Here is a 19,343-nt window from a genome sequence, read left to right on the forward strand (position 1 = left end):
GTCGTGTTCCTCAGGCTGGCGATGTGTCGGCAGGCTGGTCGTCGGGATCGTCGGGTGTGCGACAGCAACGTTCGAGCCACAGCGCGGCGGCGAGGAGCAGCAGCGCGCCCACGGCGCCGATCCAGGCCCCCGGGCGGTCGGCGTGAGTGGCGGTCAGGCCCGCTCCCTCGGTGAGGAGGAAGACGAGCATGCCGCCGAAGAAGCCGAGCGCGACGGCGCCCAGGTACGCCGAGGCCTTCGCGAGCGCCACGGCCCGCGCCACGGCGATGGGATGGATCCTTCCGGGGCCCCAGCCGACCCGGCCGTGCGCGAGGCGCGAGCGCACCAGCTGCGCGATGTACAGGTCGGCGGCGGCGACGCCGTACAGCAGCGCCCCGGCCCACACCGGGACCACCGGCACGACGTTGCGCACCAGCAGGTAGGAGCCGAGCCCCACGCCCAGCACGATGACCAGCAGCTCCACCCAGCCGGTCGACCGCACGGTGGGGCCGCCCGGCTCCTCGGGGTCCCGGTTCGGGTCCTTCGACGGTCCGCTCACAGGCGCGCCACCTCCGCCGTCTCGTCGGTCGGCAGGTCGCGCAGCAGATCGGCGACGACGCCGTGCCCCGGCAGCTCCGCGCCCGGGTCGGCGTCGAGCCACGGGACGAGCACGAAGGCCCGCTGGTGCGCACGCGGGTGCGGCAGGGTCAGTTCGGGGTCGTCCGAGAGCACGGGCGCATCGCCCTGCCAGACGGCGATGACGTCGACGTCGAGCGTGCGCGGGCCCCAGCGGACCTCGCGGACCCGCTGGGCGGCGGCCTCCTGCTCGCGGGCGAAGGCGAGCCAGCCGGCGGCATCGCGGGCAGGATCGTCGACGAGCACCGTCGCATTGACGAAGTCGTCCTGCTCGACTCCGCCCCACGGTGGCGTGCGGTAGAGCGCGGATGCCCGCACGAGGGCCGGTCCGAGGGCGTCGATCGCGGCGCGCACGGCCACGTCGGCCGCACCGATGTTGGCGCCGAACGAGAGCACCGCGCGGCTCACTGCACGCTCCGGGTGCCGGACCGCGAGCGCCGGGCGACGACGGCCACATCGGCGAACGTGAGCGGGATGGGTGCGGCGGGCTTGTGCACCGTGACCTCGACGGCGTACACCTTCTCGTCGGCCGCGATGTCGTCGGCGATCTCCGCCGCGACGGTCTCGATGAGGTTGCGCGGCTCCCCCGCGACGATGTCGTGCGCGCGCTGCGCGAGCGCCCCGTAGTCGACGGTGTCGTTCAGGTCGTCGGAGGCGGCGGCGGGCCGCGAATCGACCCAGAGCACGAGATCGATGATGAACTCCTGCCCGTCCCGTCGCTCGTGGTCGAAGACGCCGTGGTTCCCGCGCACCCGCAGGCCCGTGAGCTCGATCCGGTCCGCCATCAGGCACCGCCCTTCTCGGTCGTGGCCGGCACCGCACCGGTGCGCCAGGCCTGGGTCACGGCGATCGCGTCCGCCGTCGACCGCACGTCGTGCACGCGCACGCCCCACACGCCGGCCTGCGCGGCGAGCGCGGAGACCGCGGCGGTCGCCACCTCGCGGCCCGCGGGTTCGCGGCCGCCGAGGAGTTCGCCGAGGAAGCGTTTGCGGGATGCGCCCACGAGGATCCGGAAGCCCGTCTCCTGCAGGGCCGGCAGCCCGCGCAGCAGCGCCCAGTTGTGGTTCGCGTTCTTGGCGAAGCCGAGGCCGGGGTCCAGCACGATCCGCTCGGGCGCGATGCCCGCGGCGATCGCGGCGTCGGCCTGATGCAGCAGTTCGTCGCGCACCTCGGTGACCACGTCGTCGTACTCGGTGATCTCGTGGTGGATCCCTGCCCACACCGGTCCGGGCGCGCCCGGCGACGGTCGCCAATGCATGAGGATCCACGGCGCCGTGGACTCGGCCACCACACCGGTCATGGCGGGATCGGCACGGCCGCCGGAGACGTCGTTGACGATGGCCGCGCCGGCCTCCAGGGCGGCGGCGGCCACCGAGGCGCGCATGGTGTCCACGGAGACGGCGATGCCTTCGGCGGCGAGCGCGGTGATCACCGGGACCACGCGGTCGCGTTCGACGTCGGCGGGCACGCGGTGCGCGCCGGGGCGGGTCGACTCCCCGCCCACGTCGACGATCGCGGCACCGTCGGCGACGAGGTCCCGCGCCCGCCCGACGGCGGCCTCGGGGTCGAGGTAGCGACCGCCGTCCGAGAAGGAATCGGCGGTCACGTTCACGACGCCCATGATGAGCGTGCGCCCGGGCTCGACCGTCACCGGCGCAGGATCAGCTCGAGCGCCTCGGCGCGCGAGGTCGCACTGTCCTTGAAGGCCCCCCGCACCGCGGAGGTGGTGGTGCTGGCGCCCGGCTTGCGGATGCCGCGCATCGCCATGCACAGGTGCTCGGCCTCGATCACCACGATCACGCCGCGCGGGTCGAGCTTGCGCACCAGCGCATCGGCGATCTGCGCGGTCAGCCGCTCCTGCACCTGCGGCCGCTTGGCGTAGAGGTCCACGACACGGGCCAGCTTGCTCAGGCCCGTGACCCGGCCGCTGGCGCCGGGCAGGTAGCCCACGTGCGCGACCCCGTGGAAGGAGACCAGGTGGTGCTCGCAGGTCGAGTACATCGGGATGTCCTTGACCAGCACCAGCTCGTCGTGATCCTCACCGAAGGTGGTGTTGAGCACCTCGTCCGGGTCGGTGTGCAACCCGCTGAAGACCTCCTGGAAGGCCTTCGCGACGCGCTCGGGAGTCTTCTGCAGACCCTCGCGATCGGGGTCCTCGCCGACGGCGATCAGCAGCTCGCGCACCGCGGCGACCGCGCGCTCATGGTCGAACGGGGCGATAGCCGCCCCGTTGTCGTGGGCCATCAGCTCTCGCTCGGTCGGTCGGTGCCGGACTGCTCCCCGCGCTGATCGGGAGCCTGCGGATCCGCGTTCTGCGGATCGGTGCCCTGCGTCGGCCGGCCCTGCGGGGGCCACCCGGGCGCCGACCAGCCGGCCGGGGCGCCGTAGTCCGGACGGCTCCCCTGCGGCGGCTGCTGACCGTACTGACCCTGCGGCTGTCCGTACTGCCCCTGGCCGTACGGCCCGGGCTGCGACGGGTACTGCGGGCCCGGGTAGGCCTGCTGCCCGCCCCACTGGTAGCCGGGCTGGCCATAGGCCGGCTGGGGCTGCTGCCCCTGCTGGCCGTAGCCCGACGGTGCGCCCGGCGCGGGCCACGGACCGCCGACCGGCGCGGGTGCGCCCCACTGACCGTTCTGGCCGTGCCCGTTCTGGCCGTTCTGCGCGGCCTGGGCGGACGCCTTCTCGAGCTCCAGCTTGCGGCGCTCGGCCTCCTCGTCGACCGGCGGCCAGGGCTCGCCGTTCTCGATCGCGATCTCCTTCGGGGTCTTGATCGGGGGCTTGGTCGACGGGATGCGGCTGCCGAAGTCGTCGAACTGCGTGATCCGGGGTCGCTTCTCGACGGACTCGAAGATCCGCTCCAGATCCTTGCGGACCAGCGTCTCCTTCTCGAGCAGCTCGCCGGCGAGCACGTCGAGGACGTCGCGGTACTCGTTGAGGATCGCCCAGGCCTCGGTGTGCGCCGCCTCGATGAGGGAACGCACCTCCTCGTCGATCTGCGCCGCCACGGCGTCGGAGTACTGCGCTCCCCCGCCCATGCCGCGCCCCAGGAACGGGTCGCCCTCGTCCTGGCCGTACTTCACGGCGCCGAGGCGGGCGCTCATGCCGTACTCGGTGACCATGGCGCGGGCGATCTTCGTGGCCTGGTCGATGTCGCTCGACGCGCCTGTGGTGGGCGAGGCGAAGACCAGTTCCTCGGCCGCGCGGCCGCCCATCGCGAAGATCAGCCTGCCGATCATCTCGTTGCGGGTGTACATGCCCTTGTCGTTCTCGGGCACGGCCAGCGCGTGACCGCCGGTGCGGCCGCGGGCGAGCACCGTCACCTTGTAGACCGGGTCCAGGCCGTCCGTGGCCCATGCGGCCAGGGTGTGCCCGCCCTCGTGGTAGGCGGTGACCTTCTTCTCGTGCTCGGAGATGATCCGGTTCTTGCGGCGCGGGCCGCCCACCACGCGATCCACGGCCTCCTCGAGGGTCGCGGCCGTGATGAGGTTGCCGTTCTCGCGGGCGGTGAGCAGCGCGGCCTCGTTGACCACGTTGGCCAGGTCGGCGCCGGACATGCCGGGGGTGCGCTTGGCGAGGCCGCCGAGGTCGGCGTCCTGCGCGAGGGGCTTGCCCTTCGCGTGGACCTCGAGGATCTGCTTGCGGCCGGCCATGTCCGGGTTCGAGACGGGGATCTGCCGGTCGAAGCGGCCCGGACGCAGCAGCGCCGGATCCAGGATGTCGGGCCGGTTGGTGGCCGCGATCAGGATGATGCCCTGCCGGTCGCCGAAACCGTCCATCTCGACGAGCAGCTGGTTGAGGGTCTGCTCGCGCTCGTCGTGTCCGCCGCCCAGGCCGGCGCCGCGCTGGCGTCCGACGGCGTCGATCTCGTCGACGAAGATGATGCAGGGGCTGTTCTCCTTGGCCTGCTCGAACAGGTCGCGCACGCGCGAGGCGCCGACGCCGACGAACATCTCGACGAAGTCGGAACCGGAGATGGTGAAGAAGGGCACGCCCGCTTCGCCGGCGACGGCGCGTGCGAGGAGCGTCTTACCGGTGCCGGGAGGGCCGTACAGCAGCACGCCCTTGGGGATCTTCGCGCCCAGGGCCTGGTAGCGGGCCGGGTTCTGCAGGAAGTCCTTGATCTCGTAGAGCTCCTCGACCGCCTCGTCCGCACCCGCGACGTCCGCGAAGGTGGTCTTCGGCATGTCCTTGGTGAGCTGCTTGGCCTTGCTCTTGCCGAAGCCCATGACGCCGCCGCGGCCGCCGCCCTGCATGCGATTCATGAGGAAGAAGAACAGGCCCACCAGCAGCAGGATCGGCAGCAGCGTGAACAGCAGCATGGAGATCCAGGGCGAATCCTGCGTCACGTTCGTGGTGTAGGCCTCGAGCGGCTTGCCGTCCGGGGTCTTCGCGTTCTGGATCTCACCAAGGATGTCGCGCGAGGTACCCGCCGGGTACTTGGCGAAGATCTTCTTGTCCTCGGTGCCGGCGATCGGCTTGTCCAGAGTGACGCGCAGGGTCTGCTCGCGGTCATCGATCTGAACGTCGGTGACGTTGCCCGCTTGAAGCTGGCTGATCACCTTGCCGGTGGACACCGGCTTGTACTCCTTGGTGCTTCCGCCGACCATGGTGAACGCCCAGACGAGCAGGACGAATGCGGCGATGATCGCCAGCGTGCGGATGAGTGATTTCCGTTTCATATGGCTTCGCCTCGCGGCTCGTCAGTCCTTCTTCTTCCGGCGCGCGGCGGGCCGCGCAGGGTCGATCTCCCAGGTTACCGTGCACCGACGGGGCCGGGCCGGTCGCGTGGGTGCGCCCTGAGCGAACAAGGTCCGTTTCGCGAAGAATATGCTGCTGTGATGACCGAGAACGGCGTCCCGCCCCAGTACCCGACCGATCCGCAGAACCCGTACGGGCAGCAGCCCTTCGGAGCGCCCGGTTTCGCGCCCGACCCGTACGCCGCAGCGCAGCCGGTTCCCGGCCAGGCCGGCTACCCCGGGCAGCCCGCCTATCCGGCCGACGTGCCGGAACGCTGGCGCAGCCGGTTCGACTTCTTCTCCCGGTACGGCCAGCCCGCGTCCTCGCCCGAGTCCACCGCGGCGTTCAAGCAGCTGTCCTTCGGTCAGCGCTTCCGCCTGGGCTTCAACGGACCGGCGTTCTTCTTCGGCCCCATCTATTACGCGATCAAGGGACCGTGGCGGAAGGGCCTGAGTCTGCTCGGCATCGCCGTCGCGATCTCCCTCCTGATCGGCGTGATCGAGATCGCCTTCGACTTCACCTTCCCCAGCGCCTCCTTCTCGGTCGTCATCGGCCTGCTGTACTCGAGCGTCGCGAACTGGGCCTACTTCCTGCACGTCACCCGCGGCAGCACCAGCTGGAACCCGTTCGAGGGCATGCCGATGTTCCGCAAGAAGGCGTAGTCGCCGGACCGTCGAGCCGGCTACTGCTCGATCTTCGCGGCCAGGGCCAGGAGGTCCGCCTCACCGCCGGGGCGGGCCACGAGCTGCACGCCCTCGCCGTTGAAGGGCACCGTCATCGCGGGCCAGCCGACGAAGTTCCACAGGCTCGGGTACGGCGCGTAGGCGAGGCTGGGGATCGCGCTCGCGGCCCAGGGCAGTTCCGCGTAGGGCCGGGCGGGCGCGGGCCGGCGGGCGAGAGTGGGCGTGACGAGAACGTCGATCGCCTCGGCCGCGAAGAACCGTTCCATCGCGGATTCGACCCGGGCCGCGTCGGACGGGCGGACGAGGCCGCGCCGGGCGGCGGCCCGCCCGATCGCGGCGTGCCGTCGGGTGCGGGCCTGCAGGAGCATCGGATTCGCGCCCCGCGCGACGATGTCGTCGGCGTCGGTCGCGGCGGCGGCCGCCCAGCGTGCCAGGAGCGGAAGCGGCGACGCGGGGTACGGAACGGTCACCTCGCGGACCGGCACTCCGCGCTCGGCGAGCCGGTCGGCCGCGCCGCGGACCGCGCGGACGATCCCGCGAGAGGTGAAAGTGAGCGCCGTCGGGCGGTTCAGCCCGAGCCCCACGCGCAGCCCGGCTCCGTCGCCGACAGCGGCGAGTTCCGGCCGCCCGGCGAGGACGGACAGCCCCAGCGCCGCATCCTCGACGGTGCGCGTCATGGGCCCGTTCTCGGACATGCCGAACCAGTTCGTCGGCCCGAGCTGCGCGGGTACGACGCCCCGGCCCGGTTTGATCGCGACGATGCCGGTGCACGCGGCCGGGCCGCGCAGCGAGCCGAGGCCGTCGTTGCCGTGCGCGAGCGCGACGTGCCCGGCCGCGACCACGGCGGCGCTGCCGCCGGAACTCCCGCCGGCGGTCCGCCCGGGACGGTGCGGATTGCCCACGACTTCGCGGGCGTCGTCGGTCATGGCCCACAGGCACAGCTCCGGCACCCGGGTCAGCCCCACCACCACGGCGCCGGCGGCGCGCAGCCGCTTCACGACGGGGTGGTCGGTCTGCTCGATCGGCAGGCCCGCACCGCAGGCCTCCGAGACGCCGTCGAGGACGCGATGACCGGAGACGGCCACGTTGTCCTTGATGGCGATCGGCACGCCGGCCAGCGGCAGCGAGTAGCGGTCGGGCCGCGCGTCCACGGCGGCGGCCTCGGCGAGGGCCTCGTCGGGCCGCAGCACGCGCCATCCGTGCACGGTGGAATCGTCACCGATGCGGGCCAGCGCCTCCCGGGTGGCCTCGACGGCGGTGAGCCGCCCCGATCGCACCCGGTCCGCGGTGGCCGCAGCGGTGAGCAGGGTCATTCGCTGTAGACCTTGGGCTCCAGAATGCCGATGTAGGGCAGGTCGCGGTAGCGCTCGGCGTAGTCCAGGCCGTAGCCGACGACGAACTCGTTGGGGATGTCGAAGCCGACCCACTTGACGTCGACGTCCACGCGCACGGCGTCGGGCTTGCGCAGCAACGTGACGACCTCGAGCGAGCGGGGCTGCCGCGTCGCGAGGTTGCGCAGCAGCCAGCTCAGCGTGAGCCCGGAGTCGATGATGTCCTCCACGATGAGCACGTCGCGCCCGTTGATGTCCCGGTCGAGGTCCTTGAGGATCCGCACCACACCGGAGCTGGAGGTCGACGAGCCGTAGCTGGAGACCGCCATGAACTCGAGCTGCGTGGGCACGGGCAGCGCCCGGGCCAGGTCGGTCACGAACATGACCGCGCCCTTGAGCACCGTGATCAGCAGGAGGTCGGAGTCGCCCTCCTGGGAGCCGTACCGCTCCGCGATCTCGGCGGCGAGCTCGGCCGTCCGCTCCCTGATCTGATCCTCGGTCAGTACCACCGAGGCGATGTCTCCCGCGTACAAGTCACCCGTGCCGTTCACCACGCTCTCAGAATGCCACCTGTCCGGTGCACCTGCAGCCGCCGCCCCGCACTTCCGCCCGGGATCGCCGTCGGCCCCTGCCCGTGCCAGTCGGTGACGAGGGCGTCCACGGCCGCGAGATGCGCGCCGGTCAGTGCCCGCGCGCCGCGGCCGGCCAGCCAGGTGCGGAGCGCCCGGAAACGCAGGGCCGCAGGCAGTTCCGCGATGTCCTTCACCGCCAGGTCGGGGCCCGACGGTGCCGGCGCGAGCCCGTCCAGGGCGTCGTTGTCGGCCCGCAGGGACGCGGCGGTGCGCGCCAGGGACTCGGCCACTCCCCCGCCGAGGACGTCCTCCAGCAGGGGCAGGACCTCGGTGCGCACTCGCACGCGGGTGTACCGCGGGTCGAGGTTGTGGGGGTCCTCCCACGGCGTCAGGCCGAGCTCGGCGCACGCGGCCCGGGTCTCGGCGCGGCGTACGCCCAGCAGTGGCCGGCCGTAGGGCGCGGCCCACGGCGCCATCCCCGCCAGCGACCGGGCGCCGCTGCCGCGCCCGAGGCCGAGCAGCACCGTCTCCGCCTGGTCGTCGAGGGTGTGGCCGAGCAGGACCGGCAGGCCCTCCCGCGCGGCGTCGAGGGCCGCGTACCGGGCGGTCCGGGCCGCACCTTCGGGACCGCCGTCCCCGTCGACGGTGACCGGCAGCACCGCCGCGTGCCGCGCGCCGACGTCCCGCGCGAGCGCCGCAGCGCGCTCGGCCACCTCGGCGGAGCCGTCCTGCAGGCCGTGGTCGACGACGAGCGCGACGGTGTCCAGGCCCGCGGCGAGCGCCCCGGTGAGCAGCGCGAGCGAGTCCGCCCCGCCGGAGAGCGCCACGGCCACCGTCGGGCCGGATCCGTGGTCGTCGTGCCAGGCCCGGACGGCCCGGCGCACGCGCAGCGCCGACCGGCCGGGGCGGTTCACAGGACCCGCGCGATCCAGCGCGACGGATCGTCCAGCTCGTCGGGCAGCGGGAGCGTCTCCGGGCCGGTCCACACCCGGTTGAACCGCTCCATGCCCACCTCGGCGATCACGGCGTCGACGAACTTCTTGCCGCGCACGTACTGCGCGATCTTGGCGTCCATGCCCATCAGGGCACGGAGCAGCCGCTGGAACGGGTTCGACGGTGCCGCACGCCGCCGGTCGAAGGCGGCGCGGATCGTGCCGACGGTGGGGATCACGTCCGGGCCCGCGGCGTCCATGACGTGGTCGGCGTGGCCCTCGAGGAGAGTGCCCAGCATGAGCAGCCGCTCGACGGCGGCGAACTGCTCGGCGGGGGCCGCGATCTCGAGTACGCCGATGATGCCGCTGTGCCGCGCTCCGCCGGACAGGGCCCGCTGGGTGCGGGCGAGGAGGTCTCCGACGGAGCCCGCGCCGCCGACGCCGGCGAGCGCCGCGACGTTCTCGCGCATGTAGTCCCGCAGCCACGGGTTGGCACCGAACTGCACGCGGTGGGTGACCTCGTGCAGGCATACCCACATGCGGAAATCGTCGGGACGCAGCCTCAGCGCGCGTTCGACGGCCAGGACGTTGGGCACCACGAGGAGCAGCTCGCCGCCGGCGACTCCGAACGGGTCGTATTGCCCCAGAACCGAACCGGAGACCATGCCGAGCATGGCCCCGGCCTGCACGCCCGCGAGGCGGGCGCCGACACCCGGATGTCCGGCGTCCTCAGGCTCGATCAGCGCCTCCATCGACCGGGCGGCCGCGGACACCCACTCGCGGCGATCCACGGTGCGGGCGGGCGGCACGGCCCCCGGGGTGAGCAGACCGGTGACGGCGCGGACATGCTCCTCCGCCTGCGCGGCGTAGCCGAGGAGCTGATCGGCAGCGCGGTCGCGGGTGTAGGCGGTGGTGGCGGGGCCGTCCCCGAGCACGCTCGCGACCCGCCGTCCGGAGGCGGCCGCCAGTGCCCAATCGACCTGCGCGCGTACCGGCTTCGATCCCCGCATGGCGATCAGCGGCACCCGCAGCCGCGCAGCGCGGCGGTCACGGCGTCCATGGCGGGACGGGCCACGTCGACCGGCGTGCCCGAGGACATCAGGGTGAAGGTGAGCACGGCACCGTCGCGCCCGGTGACGTACCCGGCGAGCGTGGAGACGCCCGAGAGGCTGCCGGTCTTGGCGCGCACGTACCCCGCGCCGGGCCGGTTGACGGTGACGTACCGATCGGCCAGGGTGCCGGTGGCGGCCGCCACCGGCAGCAGATCGAGCAGGGGCCGCAGCTGCGGCTTGCCGGATCCGGCGGCGGCCGTGACGATCCCGTCCAGCACCTTCGCCGGAATGCGGTTGAGGTTCGACAGTCCGTCGACGTCGGAGAGCTCCACGCCGGTCATGTCGAAGCCGGCGTTGCGCAGCGTGTCGATCACCGCACGGGTGGAGCCGTCGAAGGACAGCGGCTGACCGGCGGCGGCCGCCACCTCCCGGCCGATGCTCTCGGCGAGCACGTTGTCGGAGTGCACGAGGGCGTCGTGCAGGCGGGTGCTGAGCGGCGCACTGCGAACGGCGGCGAGCTGCGCGGCCCCCTGCGGCGCGCGTCCCGCGGCGACCGCGGTCGGCGGCAGGCCGAGGGCGGTGGCGAGCGCCTGACCGGCGGCGAGCGCGGGGTCGTCGACGCGCGGCGAGTAGTCCTCGCCGGGACGGATGCGGCCCGAGTCGGCGATGAGCGGGGAGAGGGGCGTGATGTCGCCGCCCGCGATGTCGGCGCGCTCCCAGCCCCGGGCGAAGTCCGGGCCGGTGAACAGCGAGGTGTCGACGACGATGCGGGTGACGGGCGGGACCGCCCGACGGAGCTGGGTCGCCAGATCGGCGATCTTCGGCGCATCGGTGAAGATCGAGCTGGTGCCGGCACGGAGCGTGGGATCTCCGGCGCCGACCAGGACCGCCTCCCCCGGCGCGGCGCCCGCGACGACGGTGGTGGTGATCCGCTTGTCGGCGGGGAGCGTCAGCAGCGCGGCGGCCGCCGTGAGCACCTTCGTCGTGGAGGCGGGGATCCGCGGGCGTGCCGCGTCGCGCTGCCACAGCACCTGCCCGGTACCGGCATCGGCGATCACCCCGGTGAAATCGCCCAGGTCGGGATTGCGCAGCGCGGCGGCGATCTGCGTGGTCACGCCGGCCGCAGTGGGGGCGTCCGCGGACGTCACCGCAGCGATCGCCGGCGTGTAGGCGACCTCCGCCGGACGCGGGGGCACCTTCTCCGCCAGGTCCTTGTGATCGCGGTAGACGCCCCAGCCGAGGGCGGCCGCGACGGCGCCGACGACGACCAACGCCAGCACGATCACGGTGATCGCGAGGCGCAGAAGAGTCCGTCGGATCCGCGAGCGTCGCACCGTACCACCCTAACGGCAACCCGACACGGGTATCCTCGGCGTGCATGGTTGACGCGAGCGAAGGGAAACAATGAGCGTCGAATTCGAGGTCACCGTCGAGATCGCCAAGGGCTCGCGGAACAAGTACGAGGTGGACCACAAGACCGGTCGCCTCAAGCTGGACCGCTACCTGTACACGTCGTTCGGCTACCCCACCGACTACGGCTACATCGAGGACACCCTGGGCGAGGACGGCGATCCGCTGGACGCGCTGGTCCTGCTGCAGGAATCGGTGATCCCCGGCGCCCTGGTCGACTGCCGCGCCATCGGCATGTTCAAGATGGAGGACGAGAAGGGCGGCGACGACAAGGTGCTCGTCGTTCCGGCCGGCGATCCCCGCTGGGACTCCGTGCAGGACATCGGCGACATCGACAAGTTCGAGCTGGACGCCATCGAGCACTTCTTCGTGCACTACAAGGACCTCGAGCCCGGCAAGTTCGTCAAGGGCTCGTCCTGGGTGGGCAAGAAGGAGGCCGAGGAGGAGATCGCTCGTTCGGTCGCCCGCGCCGAGACCGCAGGGTCCGACGCGCACTGACACCGGTACGACGAAGCGGCGGCGAGGTTCTCCTCGCCGCCGCTTCGTCCGTCTCGGGGTCCCGCCTACAGCTTGGCGGCCACCCGCTTGACGACCTCGTCGAAGGTCGCCGTGTCGACGGTGCCGTCGGCACCGGGGTTGGCGTTCACCATCGCCAGCACGCCGTTCTTGGTGAAATAGGCGGACGCCGAGTGCGCCGTCTGCCCGCCCGCAACGCGGGAGATCTCGAAGACGAAGCCCTGGGCCCCGTTGACTCCGGCGGGCAACTCCTTGCGGGTGGTGGTCTGCTTGAGCGAGTCACCGAACGTGATCGAGCCGCATTCGCCGGTCCCGGCGGCCTCGAACAGCGACAACCGCGCCGAGTTCGGCAGCAGCGTCACTCCGTACCGCACGGTCTTGTCCTTGGACAGGCTCTGCTGCGTGCCGAACTTGATGGTCTCGAGCATCTCCTGCTGCGCGGCGACGTTCTTGTCCTTACACGATGCAGGCGTGATCGCCGCCGCCTGGACCTGGCCGACCGCCTGCATCGCGGACTGGAAGGCGGCATCGTCCGGCACGGTGGCCACCGTCAACCCCGCCGGCGCGTCCGCCTGCGTGAGGGTCTTCGCGGGATCGACGGGCGGGGCCGACGGCTCCTGCGACGACGGCGCGGAATTCCCGGAGCCGCCACCGCACGCGGTGAGTGCGAGGCCCACCGCGGCGGTCACCGCAACGATGCTGAGAGAACGGGTCAGGTCACTGCGGCGCAACGGCTTTCTCCTGCCGATCGGGTACCGGATCGGGCTAGACCTTACCGAATCCCCGGAGGAACGCCGCGGCGAAGGCGGGGTAGTCGCCCGCGGCGATCGCCCGGCGCGCCGCGGCGGCCAGGGAGACGAAGAAGTGCTCGTTGTGCAGCGTGCACAGCGTCACCGCGAGGCCCTCGTTGGCGACGAGGAGGTGATGCACGTAGGCACGGGTGAAGGCGTCGGCACGGTTGGTTCCGCCCGGTCGGCTCGCCGACGGGTCCAGCGGCCGGAAGTCGGCGCGCAGGGCGGGATCCGTCATGTCCAGGACGCCCGTCGAGGTGTAGACGCGCCCCTCGGCGCCCGCGCGGGCCGGCACGGTGCCGTCGAGGAGGTCCACGCCCGCCTCGATCGCGGCCAGCAGGTCGGCGGGACCTTCGACGCCCGCGAGGTACCGCGGCCGGTCGGCGTCCAGCTCGCCGAGGGCGGCGCGCAGCGCCGAGGCGTCCCGCGCCGGCGTGCCGACGGCCTCGATCCGGTAGCCGCCGAAGCCCAGTCCGCCGGCCCGACGGTCCTCTGCTCCCAGGCTCCGCAGACCGCGCGCGGCGGACCGCCGGCGCTCGGGGTCCGAGCCACCCGTCACCACGGCCCACAGCGACAGCGCGTCGTGCCGGTCCGCGGTCTGCCAGGCGTGCTCGGCGAGCGCGCGGCGCGCCCAGCGCTCGGTGCGCGCGGGGTCGGCCGGATCGGCCAGTGCGAAGGTGATGTCGAAGCCCATGCGGTGCGCCAGGCGGACCGTCTCCTCGGGGTCCCAGCGGTGTGGCGAGCCGTCGAGGCGGCCGCGGAAGGCGATGCCCTCGTCGGTGATCCGCGTCTTGCGCTGCTCGGCGACGGCACCGATGCCGGTGTCGCCGATGGTGGGCGCGGACCACGCCATGGCCGCGCCGACACCGCCGGCGCCCTCGATCACGTCCGGTCCGGGCTGCAGGTACAGCTCGTGCAGGTCCACGACGAGCGCCGTGGCGCCGAGGTCCGTGAGCTCACGCGGGGTGAGTCCGGCGATCGCGCCGCGGCTCGCCACGGGCAGATATGCGGGCGTCTCGATCTCGCCGCGCGGCACCACCATCCGGCCCGCTCGCGAGCCGCCGGCGCCGGTGGCCTCGACGGAGAACCGCACGGGATCCGTGGTGCCGGAGGCGCGCAGGCGGGTGTTGCCCGCGATCGCGCGGTAACCGGTGCGCAGTTCGGCGAGCTCGGCGGCGAGAGCGGCGTTCTGTTCCCGCAGTTCGTCGATCTCGGAACGGGACGCCGCCACCGGTGCGGCCGGGGGAACCGCGGGTACCTCGGCCACGGGCATCCCGGCTGCGGGGGCCGAGGCCGCGGGGACGGGGCCCGTGGGCGGTTCGGTCACGATCTCCTCCGTGGGTACGGTGCCGGCCACCGATTCCGCGGCGGCACTGATCTCAGCGGCCTCGATCGTCTCAGGGCTCGCAGCCGCACCGGGTTCCGGGGTGGTCGCCTCGACCCCGGCCGCGGTGCGCAACGGCACCGATTTCCAGAACAGCACCAGCACCAGCCCGATGGCGGCCAGGATGGTCACGGCGAGGAAGACCACGTCCATCGAGTCGGCGAAGCCCGACTTGAGCGGATGGACGAGGGTGTCGGGGAGCTTCTGCAGCGCGGAGGTGTCGGACATGATGCCGCTCACGGCGCTCGAGTCGCCGTGGATGAGCTTCGCGGCGAAATCCTGTGCCGCGGGACCCTCGTGGCCGGCCGCGGCGCGCTGCAGGGCGGCGGTGTACTCCGGGTCCTTCGCGGCGTCGCTCATGCGGGTGGTCATCTTGTGCGGCATCTGCGAGAAGAGCACCGAGAGGAAGACCGCGACGCCGAGGGTGCCGCCGATCTGCCGGAAGAAGGTGGCTGCTGCGGTGGAGACGCCCATGTCGCGCGGCGGCAAGATGTTCTGCAGCGCCAGGGTCAGGGGCTGCATCAGGTTGCCGAGGCCGAAGCCGATCACGGCCGCGCCGCCCATGACCCAGCCGATCTCGACGTCGGCGCTGATGTAGTGCATGCCGAACATGCCCGCCGTGAGCAGCACCGCGCCGATGATCGGGAAGATCCGGTAGCGCCCCGTCCTCGAGATCATCTGGCCGGCCAGGATCGATCCGAGCATGAGGCCGGCCACCATCGGCAGCATGAGGAAACCCGCCTTGGTGGGGCTGGCGCCGCGGACCACCTGGAAGTACTGGGGCAGCAGCGAGATGCCGCCGAACATGGCGGCGCCGACGACCATCGAGATGAGCACGCCCTGCGCGAAGATGACGTTCTTGAAGATGCGCAGCGGGATGATCGCGTCCTCGCCCATCAGCTTCTCGATCCCGATGAACGCGAGGACGCCGACCGCGCCGATGGCGTAGCAGGCGATCGCCTTGGTGGAACCCCAGCCCCACTCCTGGCCCTGCTCGGCCACGATCAGCAGCGGGACCAGTCCGACGGACAGCGCGACGGCACCGAACCAGTCGATGCGCACCCCCTCGCGGCGCGTGTGCGGCAGCCGCAGGACGCGGAAGACCACGGCCAGCGCGACGATGCCGATCGGGACGTTCACCAGGAAGACCCAGCGCCAGCCGGAGATGCCGAGGATGCTGTCCGCGCCGGAGAAGAGGCCGCCGAGCACGGGGCCGAGCACGGAGCTGGTGCCGAAGACGGCCAGGAAGTAGCCCTGGTACTTGGCCCGCTCGCGCGGCGGCACGATGTCTCCGATGATGGTCAGCGCCAGCGACATCAGGCCGCCGGCGCCGAGGCCCTGCACCGCGCGGAAGGCGGCGAGTTCGTACATCGAGGTGGCGGTACTGCACAGCAGCGAGCCGATCACGAAGACCGTGATGGCGAACATGAAGAAGGGCTTGCGGCCGTAGATGTCCGAGAGCTTGCCGTACAGCGGGGTGACGATCGTCGACGTGATGAGGTACGCCGTGGTCACCCACGCTTGCAGCTTGTAGCCGTTGAGGTCGTCGGCGATGGTCCGGATCGCGGTGGAGACGATCGTCTGGTCCAGTGCCGCGAGGAACATGCCCGTCATCAGGCCGGACAGGATGTAGAGGATCTGCTTGTGCGTGAGGCCGGCGCCCGCTACTTCCTGCCGGTCCAGCGTCGCGGCGGTCATTCGCCGTCCCGCATCAGCTTGAGGGCCTGCTCGAACTGTTGGAGCGCCCGGTTCCCCAGGATCACGAACTGGTCGATCTCCTCGTCGGTCCACTCCTCCATGAGCGGCCGCAGCTTCTCGTTGCGCTGCCGGCGGATGAAGTCGACCTTCGCGCGGCCCGCATCGGTGGCCGAAACGAGCGCGGCGCGCCGATCGGACGGATCGGCGGTGCGCTCCGCGTAGCCCTGGTTGGTGAGGGTGGTGACGTACCGGCTCGCCGTCGACGGGTCCGTGTGGATCTGTTCGGCGAGGACCGACGAGCGCATCGGGCCGCCCTTCACGAGCGCGAACAACGCCGTGTACGCCGCCAGCTCGACGCCGTCCGGCGCCACCGCGTGCCGGGTCATCACCGCGTGCCGCTCCTTGAGCCGAGTGAGTTCGGCGATCACGCCGACGATCCCCTCGATCCGCTCCGCACGTTCCTCGTCCGTCATCACGCCTCCGCAGGTCCCGTCCGACCACAGCGCCGTGTTCGGACATGCAAAACTACGTGCAGCCTACAACTATTAGGATTGCGAGTCGACTCGGGCGAACCGGCCTATGCCGCCGATGTCGTGACGATTCTGGCACCCGTCAGCGCCACGAGCGCAGCGAAGTCCGTGCGGAAGAGGGTGTCGTGCGTGCCCGCCGCGGCGAACAGGTCCGGGTACGCGGCAAGCGACTCGTCGATCACCGTGACCAGCGGCGACGGGTGTCCCACGGGCGAGACCCCGCCGATGACCTGGCCGGTGGCGGCGAGCACCTCGTCGGGCGTCGCGCGGGAGATCCGGTCGTGACCGAGCCGCTCGGCGAGTCCTGCGGTGTCCACGCGATGACGTCCGCTGGACAGCACGAGCAGAGGTGCCCCGTCGGCCAGGAAGACGAGACTGTTGGCGATCGCGCCCACCTCGCATCCCAGCGCCGCCGCTGCCTCGGCGGCCGTCTTCGCACCGTCGGGCACGTGCCGGATGGTGTCGGGATGCCCGGCGGCGAGGAGCGCGGCGCGGACGGATTCGGTGCGGGCGGAGTACTGCTCGGTCACACCGCTCAGTATGCCCGGCGTCCCGTCCCGCTCAGGCCGCGAGGAGGCCCGCGATGAGGTCCTTGGTGCGGGCCCCGCCCACGGGGCGCAGCACGACGGCATCCGCGACCTCGGCCGCGTAGACATCCTCGATGAGGGAGCGCAGGCCCGACGGGGTGCCCACGTAGGTGATGCCCTGTGCCGCGGCCCCGCTCGGGGCGTAGCTCGCGCGGGCGTCCGCCGCCCGCTCGTCGATCACCACGTCGACCTCGAGCGCGACCGCGGCCGGCTCCCGCCCGGCACGCTCGGCCTCGGCCCGCAGGTAGCCGCGCTCGCGCTGCGCGAGGCGCAGGTCGGCGGCGCGCACCCGAGTCAGGTTCGCGGACGCGGGCTCACCGTCGACGGTGACCACGAGTGCGGGGCGGGAGACGGTCATGACGCTTCCTCTTTTCGGACGGTTGCACTACTTCTGGCGGGCAGAGAGGTCTTCCAGGGCGCGCACCAGGCGGCGCACGTCGTTCTCACCGGTGCCGAGGCCGATGCTGGCGCGGACGGCACCGTCGTAGCATCCCAACCGGTTAACGACGGGATGGGCGCAGAACTTCCCGTCGCGCACGCCGATCCCGTACTCGGACGACAGGAACTCCGCGACCTCGCGGGGCGCGCGGCCTTCGACGGTGAAGGCGACGATGCCCACGCGCTCGGTGGAATCGGCCCAGATCTTGAGGGTGCGGACACCGTCGATGCGCTCGAGCGAGGTCAGCAGCAGGTCGGTGAGGAATCGCTCGTGCCGGGCGATGGCGTCCTCGCCGAGGCGCGCGATGGCCTCGCACGCGGCGCCGATGGCGACAGCGCCCAGCACGTTGGGCGAGCCGGCCTCGTGCCGCGCGGGGCCCGTGTGCCACGCGACCTCCACCGTCTTCGCGACGGGCGTACCGATCACTTCGTAGCTGGCCCCGCCGCCGCAGCGCACGGGCTCGGCCTCGTCGAACCAATCGGCGCGGCCGACGAGCACACCGGAGCCGAAGGGCGCGTAGAGCTTGTGCCCGGAGAAGGCCAGGTAGTCGACGCCGCTCTCGCGCAGCGAGATCCGACGGTGCGGGACCAGCTGCGCGCCGTCGACCGCGATGCGCGCGCCGTGCCGGTGGGCCAGCGCCGCGAGCCGGCGGATCGGCAGCACCTCCCCCGTGACGTTGGACGCGCCGGTCACGCTGACCAGCGCGGCGGGGCGGCTGCTCAGCTCCTTCTCCAGCACCTCGAGGGTGCCCTCGATCGACAGCGGCGCGGAGATCACACGGGCGCCGATCTTCTTCCACGGCAGCAGGTTCGCATGGTGCTCGCAGTCGAGGACCACGACCTCGCCGGGCACGCAGGCCGCTAGGAGGTTGATCGAATCGGTGGTGTTGCCGGTGAAGATGACGTGGTCGTCGGCGCGCGCACCCACGAACTCGGCGACGATCTCGCGGGCCTGCTCGTAGCGGGAGGTGGAGCGCTGCGAGAGGTGGCCGGCGCCGCGGTGCACGCTCGCGTACTCGCCGAGCGCCTCCTGCACCGCGTTCTGCACCTCGATCAGGGCCGGAGCGCTGGCCGCGTAGTCGAAGTTGGCGTACCGGACGGTGGCCCCGTCGCGGAGCGGTGCGTACTCGTCGGCGCCGGTGACGGCGGCGAGGGGACCGAGGGCGACCGGCGTGCTGCGGACGGTGGGGGTGAGGCAGACGGCGGTGCGCTCGGTGGTGGCGATGCTCATGAGAGTCCTTCAACGTGTTGAGGACGCGCCACACCGACGACAGCGGTGCGGCGAATCCGCGCTTGCCGCACTCGTTCGGTGCGGCCAGGTCGTCACCCGGAGCACCCCACCGCGGAGGAGGGTTGCCGACCAGCGAGCCGGGGCTTGTCGCTGGCACTCATGACCTGCGTCGAGAATGCCCTGCCTCCCCGCCCGTCGTCAAGGTTCGAATCATCGTGCTGCCGAATTCCCGGTCGTGAGAACCCTCACCTTTTCTGGATCGAGTCCAGATTACGGCTAGGGTGGGTGGCGTTCGAGAGCGAAACGCCCTCGACAGTCGATCTCCAAGGAGGCACGATGTCGAACCCGATCACCAGTACCCTGTCCGAGGAGTCCCAGAAGATCGCCGGCGATGCGCTGCAGGCCTCGCTCGTCGACCTCATCGACCTGAGCCTGATCGCGAAGCAGGCGCACTGGAACGTCGTCGGGTCGCAGTTCCGCTCCGTCCACCTGCAGCTGGACGAGCTCGTCACCGATTCCCGCACCTTCGTCGACGAGGTCGCCGAACGCGCCGCCGCGATCGGCGTGAGCCCCGACGGCCGCGCCGAGACCGTCGCGAAGACCGCGTCGACCGTCGGCTTCGACGAGGGTTGGCAGAAGGACGGCAGGGTCGTCGGCGCGATCGTCGCCAACCTCGCCGCTGTGGTGAAAGCCCTGCGCGCCCGTATCGACGCCACCGAGTCGGCGGACCCCGTCACGCAGGACCTACTCATCGCCATCACGGCCCGACTCGAGCAACTGCACTGGATGTGGCAGGCACAGCAGGCCTGATTCCCCGGTGCACGAGTCCGCGGTGC

At 72.0% G+C, this 19,343-nt stretch carries 20 protein-coding genes, 1 pseudogene and 1 riboswitch; of the genes and pseudogenes, 3 read left to right on the forward strand and 18 right to left on the reverse strand.

The features are described from left to right. Positions 1-10 precede the first annotated feature (10 nt). The 6 genes from FK268_RS18975 to ftsH are packed head-to-tail and all read right to left on the reverse strand — an operon-like array spanning position 11 to position 5,294. Positions 11-538: a DUF3180 domain-containing protein gene (locus tag FK268_RS18975; RefSeq protein WP_146436915.1), complete on the reverse strand. Its 528-nt coding sequence runs from the start codon at positions 536-538 to the stop codon at positions 11-13. Then, the gene (gene folK / locus FK268_RS18980; RefSeq protein WP_146436917.1) at positions 535-1,023 is read right to left on the reverse strand and encodes a 2-amino-4-hydroxy-6-hydroxymethyldihydropteridine diphosphokinase; all 489 of its coding nucleotides are present in this window, start codon (positions 1,021-1,023) and stop codon (positions 535-537) included. Before folK ends, FK268_RS18975 begins: the two co-directional genes overlap by 4 nt. Beyond that, positions 1,020-1,400, reverse strand: a complete 381-nt coding sequence (folB, locus tag FK268_RS18985) for a dihydroneopterin aldolase (RefSeq protein ID WP_146436919.1) — start codon at positions 1,398-1,400, stop codon at positions 1,020-1,022. The genes folK and folB overlap by 4 nt, the downstream gene beginning before the upstream one ends. Then, positions 1,400-2,236 carry a dihydropteroate synthase gene (folP, locus tag FK268_RS18990; protein ID WP_146437051.1) on the reverse strand — a complete coding sequence of 279 codons (837 nt, stop codon included), beginning with the start codon at positions 2,234-2,236 and terminating at the stop codon, positions 1,400-1,402. The genes folB and folP overlap by 1 nt, the downstream gene beginning before the upstream one ends. A 26-nt stretch (positions 2,237-2,262) precedes the next feature. Beyond that, on the reverse strand, positions 2,263-2,859 hold the full coding sequence (folE, locus tag FK268_RS18995) for a GTP cyclohydrolase I FolE (RefSeq protein WP_146436920.1): 597 nt from the start codon (positions 2,857-2,859) through the stop codon (positions 2,263-2,265). After that, positions 2,859-5,294, reverse strand: coding sequence for an ATP-dependent zinc metalloprotease FtsH (gene ftsH / locus FK268_RS19000; RefSeq protein ID WP_146436922.1), 2,436 nt, complete (start codon positions 5,292-5,294; stop codon positions 2,859-2,861). The genes folE and ftsH overlap by 1 nt, the downstream gene beginning before the upstream one ends. Before the next feature lie 159 nt (positions 5,295-5,453). On the opposite strand from ftsH, the gene FK268_RS19005 reads away from it, so the two are divergent. Next, positions 5,454-6,014 carry a DUF2628 domain-containing protein gene (locus FK268_RS19005; protein WP_146436924.1) on the forward strand — a complete coding sequence of 187 codons (561 nt, stop codon included), beginning with the start codon at positions 5,454-5,456 and terminating at the stop codon, positions 6,012-6,014. A gap of 20 nt (positions 6,015-6,034) precedes the next feature. Here the strand turns inward: FK268_RS19005 and FK268_RS19010 are convergent, their stop codons facing one another. From FK268_RS19010 to dacB, 5 genes are read right to left on the reverse strand one after another with little or no spacing between them, the layout of a single operon-like run. Then, positions 6,035-7,348: an amidase gene (locus FK268_RS19010; RefSeq protein WP_146436925.1), complete on the reverse strand. Its 1,314-nt coding sequence runs from the start codon at positions 7,346-7,348 to the stop codon at positions 6,035-6,037. After that, positions 7,345-7,917: a hypoxanthine phosphoribosyltransferase gene (hpt, locus tag FK268_RS19015; protein ID WP_438696007.1), complete on the reverse strand. Its 573-nt coding sequence runs from the start codon at positions 7,915-7,917 to the stop codon at positions 7,345-7,347. Before hpt ends, FK268_RS19010 begins: the two co-directional genes overlap by 4 nt. Beyond that, positions 7,914-8,852, reverse strand: coding sequence for a tRNA lysidine(34) synthetase TilS (tilS, locus tag FK268_RS19020; protein WP_146436929.1), 939 nt, complete (start codon positions 8,850-8,852; stop codon positions 7,914-7,916). The genes hpt and tilS overlap by 4 nt, the downstream gene beginning before the upstream one ends. Next, the gene (locus tag FK268_RS19025) at positions 8,849-9,880 is read right to left on the reverse strand and encodes a zinc-dependent metalloprotease (RefSeq protein WP_146436930.1); all 1,032 of its coding nucleotides are present in this window, start codon (positions 9,878-9,880) and stop codon (positions 8,849-8,851) included. The genes tilS and FK268_RS19025 overlap by 4 nt, the downstream gene beginning before the upstream one ends. A 5-nt stretch (positions 9,881-9,885) precedes the next feature. After that, positions 9,886-11,256: a D-alanyl-D-alanine carboxypeptidase/D-alanyl-D-alanine endopeptidase gene (gene dacB / locus FK268_RS19030; RefSeq protein ID WP_146436932.1), complete on the reverse strand. Its 1,371-nt coding sequence runs from the start codon at positions 11,254-11,256 to the stop codon at positions 9,886-9,888. A 70-nt stretch (positions 11,257-11,326) separates the two neighbouring features. On the opposite strand from dacB, the gene FK268_RS19035 reads away from it, so the two are divergent. Beyond that, complete coding sequence (locus FK268_RS19035) at positions 11,327-11,830, forward strand: inorganic diphosphatase (RefSeq protein WP_146436934.1); 504 nt, start codon at positions 11,327-11,329, stop codon at positions 11,828-11,830. A gap of 65 nt (positions 11,831-11,895) precedes the next feature. Here the strand turns inward: FK268_RS19035 and FK268_RS19040 are convergent, their stop codons facing one another. The 7 genes and pseudogenes from FK268_RS19040 to FK268_RS19065 all read right to left on the reverse strand — a co-directional run bounded on the left by FK268_RS19040 (position 11,896) and on the right by FK268_RS19065 (position 18,507). Continuing rightward, positions 11,896-12,537, reverse strand: coding sequence for a hypothetical protein (locus FK268_RS19040; RefSeq protein WP_146436935.1), 642 nt, complete (start codon positions 12,535-12,537; stop codon positions 11,896-11,898). 76 nt (positions 12,538-12,613) lie between these two features. Then, entirely contained in the window at positions 12,614-13,912 is a 1,299-nt protein-coding gene (locus tag FK268_RS25070) for a tRNA-ribosyltransferase family protein (protein WP_269434238.1), read from the reverse strand. Positions 13,913-14,059: 147 nt separating this feature from the next. After that, positions 14,060-15,721 (reverse strand): annotated as a pseudogene (locus tag FK268_RS25075) (MDR family MFS transporter); the annotation flags it as partial. Then, positions 15,718-16,194: a MarR family winged helix-turn-helix transcriptional regulator gene (locus FK268_RS19050; protein ID WP_146436939.1), complete on the reverse strand. Its 477-nt coding sequence runs from the start codon at positions 16,192-16,194 to the stop codon at positions 15,718-15,720. The gene FK268_RS19050 and the pseudogene FK268_RS25075, both read right to left, overlap by 4 nt. 104 nt (positions 16,195-16,298) lie before the next feature. Further along, positions 16,299-16,781 (reverse strand): YbaK/EbsC family protein, encoded by a 483-nt coding sequence (locus FK268_RS19055; RefSeq protein WP_166443505.1) that lies wholly within the window; start codon positions 16,779-16,781, stop codon positions 16,299-16,301. A 31-nt stretch (positions 16,782-16,812) separates the two neighbouring features. Continuing rightward, positions 16,813-17,196: a hypothetical protein gene (locus FK268_RS19060; RefSeq protein ID WP_146436942.1), complete on the reverse strand. Its 384-nt coding sequence runs from the start codon at positions 17,194-17,196 to the stop codon at positions 16,813-16,815. 27 nt (positions 17,197-17,223) lie between these two features. Then, a complete protein-coding gene (locus FK268_RS19065) occupies positions 17,224-18,507 on the reverse strand; it encodes an aminotransferase class V-fold PLP-dependent enzyme (RefSeq protein ID WP_146436944.1) in 1,284 nt (427 codons plus the stop codon). Between the two features lie 53 nt (positions 18,508-18,560). Continuing rightward, positions 18,561-18,672: riboswitch (SAM riboswitch) on the reverse strand. 171 nt (positions 18,673-18,843) lie between these two features. Here FK268_RS19065 and FK268_RS19070 point away from each other — a divergent pair. After that, complete coding sequence (locus tag FK268_RS19070; RefSeq protein WP_158636159.1) at positions 18,844-19,317, forward strand: Dps family protein; 474 nt, start codon at positions 18,844-18,846, stop codon at positions 19,315-19,317. The last annotated feature ends 26 nt before the right edge of the window (positions 19,318-19,343 follow it).

The sequence above is a fragment of the Tsukamurella sputi genome (assembly GCF_007858445.1).
Lineage (GTDB): Bacteria > Actinomycetota > Actinomycetes > Mycobacteriales > Mycobacteriaceae > Tsukamurella > Tsukamurella sputi.